Annotated in this window: 1 protein-coding gene; it reads right to left on the bottom strand. The window is 51.6% G+C overall.

Annotated elements, in window-relative coordinates; all coding sequences use genetic code 11:
* On the bottom strand, window positions 1–412 hold a 412-nt coding region (locus tag ACG0Z5_RS23925; protein ID WP_394451673.1), incomplete at its 3' end, for a transposase domain-containing protein.
* Between the last annotated feature and the right edge of the window lie 84 nt (window positions 413–496).

Below are 496 nucleotides of genomic sequence, written 5' to 3'. Positions count from 1 at the left end.
CCGTACGCCAGACAACACCATCCACAGCAAACAGATTCAGGCCGTGCCATTTCGGATGGGCCGCCTGTTGGTTCCAGTGGCTCTGCGTAATGTCGAACAACTGCCGCACAGCATTTTCCCCAAGCGTTTTTCGGCGCTGAATGACTGAGCTGCGTGCGGTGAAAGGCTGACCGGTTCTGTCAGTGATGTCCATCAGATTCACTATCTCGGTCATGGGGCGATTGCAAAAGATGGACATGCCAACGACGAGCCAGATCATGGATTCAAGAGGAAGTTTGCGCTTACGGAGTGTGACAGTATCAGTCAACCTTAACGCTTTCTGAATGAATTCAGAGGGAATGAGGTCCGAGAGGCTACGGGCGTGTTCGGGGGAGGTGACATTGATAATGCCGAGGGCTTGTGAAAGTTCCATTTAAAAAGGGTCCATGATAAGCATGAACCCTTTTTACACCAGCCACCGGATCGGTCAACCGATCCTTAAACGATCGGCATTAGG

It is taken from the genome of Scandinavium sp. M-37 (genome assembly GCF_043558715.1).
Taxonomy (GTDB): Bacteria; Pseudomonadota; Gammaproteobacteria; order Enterobacterales; family Enterobacteriaceae; genus Scandinavium; species Scandinavium vulneris_A.
This window is presented reverse-complemented; position numbering and strand designations above follow the sequence as displayed.